Source organism: Micromonospora phytophila (assembly GCF_023656545.1).
GTDB lineage: Bacteria > Actinomycetota > Actinomycetes > Mycobacteriales > Micromonosporaceae > Micromonospora > Micromonospora phytophila.
Window position 1 is genome coordinate 1 of the sequence record NZ_JAMOKF010000330.1, and the last position, 5834, is coordinate 5834.

Genomic DNA, 5834 nt, shown 5'->3' on the forward strand with positions numbered 1-5834 from the left:
GGCCGGTGCGGGCCTGAATCACGCGGACCGACAACTACGCCGAGTCCGACCGCGCCGCCCGGCGTCGGCTGACCGGGGAGGCGTGATGGACGCGCTGGACCGGCTCGCCGAGCCCGGTCTCGACCTGCTGCGCCGGGTCGACACGCTGCTCGCCGCCGGAGCGCCCGACGGGCACCGGGTCTGGCCGCTGCTGCGCCGGATGCAGGTGCTCCCCGGCGACGCGGTCCAGGGCTTCCTCGACCTGCATCCCGCACCGCTGGCCGGTGCCGGCAACGCGGTGCGCCGGCTGGTCCGGGGCTACGACGACGTCTCCGCGGCGCTGACCGACCCGGTGCTCTGGTCCGGTCCGGCCGCGTCGGCGTACGGGCAGGCCCGGGTGGCGCTGCTGCACCACCTGGACGAGGGGCCGGAGAGCCTGGTCGGGCGGCTGGAGTCGACCGCGGGCTACGCCGACGCGCTCGCCGACTGGGTGGAGGGCAGCCGGCTCGCGCTGGCCCGGGCGCTGGCCGACGTGCTGCGCTCGGCCGAGGCGGTGGCGGTGGTGGCGGCGACGTCGGTGGCCCTCGGCGCCTCGGGGAGCCGGGGGCCGGCCGGGCCGGGTGGGGCCGAGGCCGCCGAGATCGCCGCCCGCGTGCTGGCGGTGCTCTGCGTCGCGTACGACGGCGCGGAGACGCTGCTGCGGCAGTGGGCGCCGAGCCTGGCGGAGTCCCGCTGGCGGGCACCGGTGTCCGACCGCCCCCGCTACGACACCCCGACCCGGGTCGGCTGGTAGCGCCGGTCCCGCCTGCCTGCCGCCGGACCGACGGTGCGCGCTGGGCGGCATGGCGCACGGGGTGGCGCTGGGCTGCCTGCGGCATGGCGCGCGGGGTGTTGCGCTGGGCCATCCGCGGCGTGGCGCGCTGGATGTGCTGGGTCGTCCCCGGGCAGGGCTCACGGCGTCGCGCTCGCGAGCGCCGGCACGGCCGGGCTCCGGCGACGACGCCGTGGCCTCCCCCTGCACCCCCCGCAGGTCTGCCTCCACTCAACGCCCCGGCGGCCCGTTTGTCGCCCGTGCCGGGCAGGAATCAGCCGTCTGGGCGAGGAGCGTCGGCACGACGAGATGGGCGGACCATCGGTCGATGTGACGGTTGTGGATGGCTGCACGGTGTAGTCGCGTCACGACGGCCAGCCGAGCCGCGACCGTCCGGTCGTCGTAGGGTGAGGGGCATGGGCATGCTCTGCGCGGTCAGCTTCCAGCGGTACGGGCGCCTCTACTACCTCGACCCCGGTGAGCTGAGCCCCCGGGTCGGCGACAAGGTGCTGGTGCCCACCGACGACGGGCCCGAGGTGGCCGAGTGCGTCTGGGCCGCGCAGTGGGTCTCCGAGGAGACCGAGGGCTTTCCCCGGCTGGCCGGGCTGGCGCGCGAAGAGGACCTGCGCCGCGACGAGGCGTTGCGCCGGCGCAAGGCCGAGGCGAAGGTCGCGGCGAAGCGGCTGATCCGCGAGCACGGCCTGCCGATGAAGGTGGTGGCGGTCGACCATGTCCTCAGCACCGCCGAAGGCGGTGGCGAGCGGAGCACCATCTACTTCACCGCCCCGCACCGGGTCGACTTCCGTTCGCTGGTCCGCGACCTCGGTGCGACGCTGCACTGCCGGGTCGAGCTGCGCCAGCTCTCCGCCCGGGACTCCGCGCGGGTGCAGGGCGGCATCGGCTCCTGCGGCCGCGACCTCTGCTGCGCCACCTTCCTCAACGACTTCGAGCCGGTGACCATCCGGATGGCCAAGGACCAGGACCTCCCGCTCAACCCGCTACGCATTTCCGGGGCGTGCGGGCGGCTGATGTGCTGCCTGAAGTACGAGCACCCGCTCTACCAGCGGTTCCAGGAATCCGCCCCGGCGATCGGCGCCCGGGTCTCCACGCCGGAGGGCGAGGGCCGGGTGGTCGGCCACAGCGTCCCGCGCGACTCGGTCACCGTGCGCATGGACGCCGACGGCTCCCGCTGCTCCTGCTCCCGAGCCTCCGTCTGCGCCCCCCGCCAGGCCCACGACCAGCACTACACCCCCTGACCCTCACCCCCCCAACCCGCCTGCTCGCCTGCTCGCCTGAGTTGACGAGGTTTGCGTCGGGGATCGAGCCCTGGCGGACCCAGAACTTCTTGATCAACAGGGCAGGGCGGGGCCAGGCAGGGCGGGGGCACGGCAGGGGTGGTGGGACAGTCAGGTCAGGGTGATGGGGGGCTCGGCCAGGTGGGGGTCCAGTGGACGCTTCGGGGCCAGCCAGGAGGCTCCGGGGGACTGGTCGGGGTTGACCTGCCAGGCGCGGCCGACGCGGTCCACGGCGACCGGGTAGATCGTCAGGGTGCCGTCGGGGTCGATGCGCAGCCGGAGGAACGCCTTCGAGTCCTCGATGCCCTGGCCGGCGAAGAGCTCGTTGACGTTCACCCCGAACCCGCCCGCGATCAGCAGGTACGCGGCCACCAGTTGGCTGGCCACCAGCCCGCTCACCGGGCCGTAGAGCACCGCCGCCGCGACCGCCGGCAGCGGCCACGGCCAGTCGTAGAAGGGGAGCGCCAGCCAGGCCCAGGTGCCGGCGGCGGCCAACCCGACGTGGGCCAGGCCGTGGCCGACGCCGAGCACCCAGTGCCGGGCGTGCCGCTTCCCACCGGAGCTGGGCGGCTTGGCGAAGAACGCGGCGCCGAGCAGCGCCACGACCAGCATCACCACCAGCGGCACGCTGAACAGCCGCTGCTCGGTGCCGCTGCGGTTGGACACCACCCCGGCCATCGCCAGCATCAGCAGCGTGTGCAGGGTGCCCAGCAGGGTGGTGAAGCCCGGATTGCGCAACGGCAGCCGGCCGAAGATGCCCCAGCCGTACCGCCGGGAGCGGGCGGCGTCGGGATAACGGCCCGCCAGGTCGTACGGGCGGGAGACGCTGGCCCGCCGGGCCAGGGTGTCCGGCGGCGGCACCTCGATCCGCTCCGGGAGCTTGTGCGTGGGGTAGAGGTACGCGCCGCCTCCGCCGCAGGTGATCAGCTGCCGGTCCGGGCTGGCGTACCGGGCGTAGTGGTGCAGGTCGCCGGAGATCAGCAGCCGCACCTGCGCCCCGGTGGGCGCGACGATGGTGCGGATGAAGTAGTCGATCGAGTCGTACGCCGTGGGGTGGTCGACGGCCTTGACCCACGTCGGTGCCGGCACGGCCAGGATTACCCGGCTCCGCGGGCCCAGCTTCTCCGCGACGGTGTCGAAGTAGGTGAGCTGCGGATCGTCGAGGTACGACCCGGACTGGTCGTCGAGGCCGAGCAGCCACCAGTCGGCGGGCAGCTCGACGGCGAAGTACGAGCGGGACTGGCCGGTCTGCCAGCCGCCGAAGTGCCGGTCCCGGGACCGGACGAAGAGCCGCAGGAACGCGGTCAGCCCGTCGTACCAGTCGTGGTTGCCGGGCACCGCGAAGAGGGTGGGCCGCTCGGGCGGGGTGACCGGCAGCGCGGCCTGGTAGGGGCCCTTGCACCGGTCCTCGTACGCTTCGAAGGCCGCCGACGGGTAGACCTGGTCGCCCCCCATCACCAGCGTCTGCGCCCGCGGCAGCCGGTGCCCGTCCACCTCCAGCTCCGGCTGGGCGAGCAGCCAGGCCACCGAGTAGGTGGCGTTGAAGCCGTCGCCCAGGTCGGCGACGTAGTCGAGCCAGAGCCCGCCGTCCGGCCCGACCTGGCGGAAGATCCCGTCGCCGAACGCGTTCTGCAGCTCCCGCTTGTCCAGGTACGCCCCGAAGAGCATTGCCAGCAGCGTACGGATGCCGGTGCTGATCAGCAGGAACGGCGCGAGCCACGGCACCGGCTTGCGCGGGGTGAAGCCCAGCTCGCGCGGATTGGTGCTCCGCGGCCGGCGCGCCGCCCGCCCACCGGCGGCCTCACTCGCGTGCGGGCTGTCCTGCGGCGGATCCGCGGCGGGGGCATGATCGTCGCTCACCCGCCGCAGCGTAGCCCCGACCAGCCGGCAGCGCTGTCCGGCGTACGACGGTTCGCGCCCCGTGTCCGGTCCGGCGGCGGGGCGGGTGGCCCGTTCGGTCCGGGACCGGTCGTGCCGTACACTTGACGATCGTTGCCGCCTTAGCTCAGTCGGCTAGAGCGACGCACTCGTAATGCGTAGGTCGACGGTTCGATTCCGTCAGGCGGCTCCATAGAAAGGCCCAGGTCACCGGCTTGATCGCCGATCATGACCTGGGCCTTTCGATTGCCATCGCCAGGCCGAGCAGCCAAGCGAGCAGCCAACCTACTCACGGGACCACAGCGCCCCCTCCAACCGTGACGCGGCTTCCCGCGCAACCTCAGGGGCCACGTGTGCGTAGATGTTGAGAGTGACGCTGATCTGAGAGTGACCGAGGATCTCCATCACCACGCGGGCGGGTACGCCCTGGGCGAGAAGGACGCTAGCTGCAGTGTGCCGCAGGTCGTGAAGACGAACCTGCCGAAGGCCGGCCCGCCGGATGATTTCCCGGAACGACCGGTAGTCGTTACGCGGATGGATGGGCGTGCCAACGGCCGTGGCAAAGACCAGACCCGGATCAGCCCACGTGTCGGCGTCGAACCGCTCCGCTGCCTGGCGCTCCTGGTGGCGGCGGAGTGCCACTAGCACGGTCGGCGGCAGGGGAAGAGTCCGACGAGACCGGGCAGTCTTCGTTTCCACGAAGACCAGACCACCCGTATCGGGATCGCGCTGCAACTGCCCGCGCACGCGCAGCGTTCCAGCAGTGAGGTCGATGTCATCCCACCGCAGTCTGAAGACCTCGCCTTGGCGAAGCCCGAGCGCTATCCCGATGAGCCAACGAGCTTCCAGCCGCAACCCGTCGACAGCCTGAAGAAAGCGTCGCGCCTCGGCGAGCGAGTAGGGCCGCACCTCTACGTGGGGCAATGAGGGCGGCTCCATGAGAGCAGCCGGGTTGCTGTGGATCAGTTGCCATCGCACCGCCACGTTGAGCGCCCGACGGAGATTGGCGTGCATGCGTCGGACACTGCCGACCGACAGAACCGTCACCCGATCCCGGTAGAAGGAGGTCAGGTGTGCCGGGGCCAGCTTGTCGAGCCGGTGCCGACTGAGCATCGGCCCGATGTGGTGCTCAACCTCCTCCCGCTACCGGTGCAGGGTGGATGGCCGTACTTTGGCGGAGGCGACCTCCGACAGGTAGGTCTCCATCCACTGCGCCAGGGTCGGCACCCTCTTCGTGGAGAGCCGGCCAGTCTCAGCGAGAACGGTCATCTCCTTGAGCGCCTTGACCACCTCGGCGCCAGTGCGGCGGGTTACGTACTTGCGCCGCCGTTTGCCGTTGCTCCATCCAAGATCGATCGCTGCCCGGAAACGCCCGTCCGGCAGCTGGTAGATGGAGCCTTCACCATGGCCACGCCGCTTGCCGCTCATGCCGCCTCCTGCTGGCATGCCTCGACGAAGGCCCAGAGCGCGTTCGCGGGAATGCGGCGAGACCGGCCGATCCGTATCGAGGCGATCTGGCCACTGGCCATTAGTTCGTAGACCTTGGTACGTCCTACGCCAAGCAAGACGGCTGCCTCGGATGCTTGACATGATCACGATGATCTGACCGCCAGCGCTTGCCTGCGGTGCCGCGCCGGCGACACGTCCGCTCGACGCCACCTGGTGCGTTGCGAGACCTGCGGGAGGGACCGCAATCCGGCGCACAGGCGCCGCTTTGGGTGAGTCACAGAGTTGGCTGGCGCTTAGTGCCTCTCGTCGGTAATTCGTCGGGGGTCACGCGGCGGCGGGTAGGAACTCGTGGGCGGCGAGTCGTTTGAGCAGGGCGTCGAGGTCTCTCTTGGTGTATCGCCAGTTGAACGGTCGGGCGCCGA

5 protein-coding genes, 1 tRNA gene and 1 pseudogene are annotated in these 5834 nt (G+C 71.7%); 3 read left to right on the forward strand and 4 right to left on the reverse strand.

The features are described 5' to 3' along the window. Positions 1 to 85 precede the first annotated feature (85 nt). The gene (locus NCC78_RS26420; protein WP_250797853.1) at positions 86 to 772 is read left to right on the forward strand and encodes a hypothetical protein; all 687 of its coding nucleotides are present in this window, start codon (positions 86 to 88) and stop codon (positions 770 to 772) included. A 434-nt stretch (positions 773 to 1206) separates the two neighbouring features. Further along, positions 1207 to 2046 carry a PSP1 domain-containing protein gene (locus NCC78_RS26425; protein WP_250797855.1) on the forward strand — a complete coding sequence of 280 codons (840 nt, stop codon included), beginning with the start codon at positions 1207 to 1209 and terminating at the stop codon, positions 2044 to 2046. Positions 2047 to 2196: 150 nt separating this feature from the next. On the opposite strand, the gene NCC78_RS26430 is transcribed toward NCC78_RS26425, so the two are convergent. Then, entirely contained in the window at positions 2197 to 3945 is a 1749-nt protein-coding gene (locus NCC78_RS26430; protein WP_308220956.1) for a metallophosphoesterase family protein, read from the reverse strand. A 134-nt stretch (positions 3946 to 4079) separates the two neighbouring features. Between NCC78_RS26430 and NCC78_RS26435 the strand changes: the two genes are divergently transcribed. Further along, a tRNA-Thr gene (locus tag NCC78_RS26435) sits at positions 4080 to 4156 on the forward strand. Positions 4157 to 4248: 92 nt separating this feature from the next. On the opposite strand, the gene NCC78_RS26440 is transcribed toward NCC78_RS26435, so the two are convergent. The 3 genes and pseudogenes from NCC78_RS26440 to NCC78_RS32255 form a co-directional block, all read right to left on the reverse strand. Then, positions 4249 to 5076: a tyrosine-type recombinase/integrase gene (locus NCC78_RS26440; RefSeq protein ID WP_250797857.1), complete on the reverse strand. Its 828-nt coding sequence runs from the start codon at positions 5074 to 5076 to the stop codon at positions 4249 to 4251. A gap of 30 nt (positions 5077 to 5106) precedes the next feature. Further along, positions 5107 to 5391 carry a hypothetical protein gene (locus NCC78_RS26445; RefSeq protein WP_250797858.1) on the reverse strand — a complete coding sequence of 95 codons (285 nt, stop codon included), beginning with the start codon at positions 5389 to 5391 and terminating at the stop codon, positions 5107 to 5109. Next, a pseudogene (locus NCC78_RS32255) lies at positions 5388 to 5531 on the reverse strand (excisionase family DNA-binding protein); the annotation flags it as partial. The gene NCC78_RS26445 and the pseudogene NCC78_RS32255, both read right to left, overlap by 4 nt. Positions 5532 to 5834: the final 303 nt, after the last annotated feature.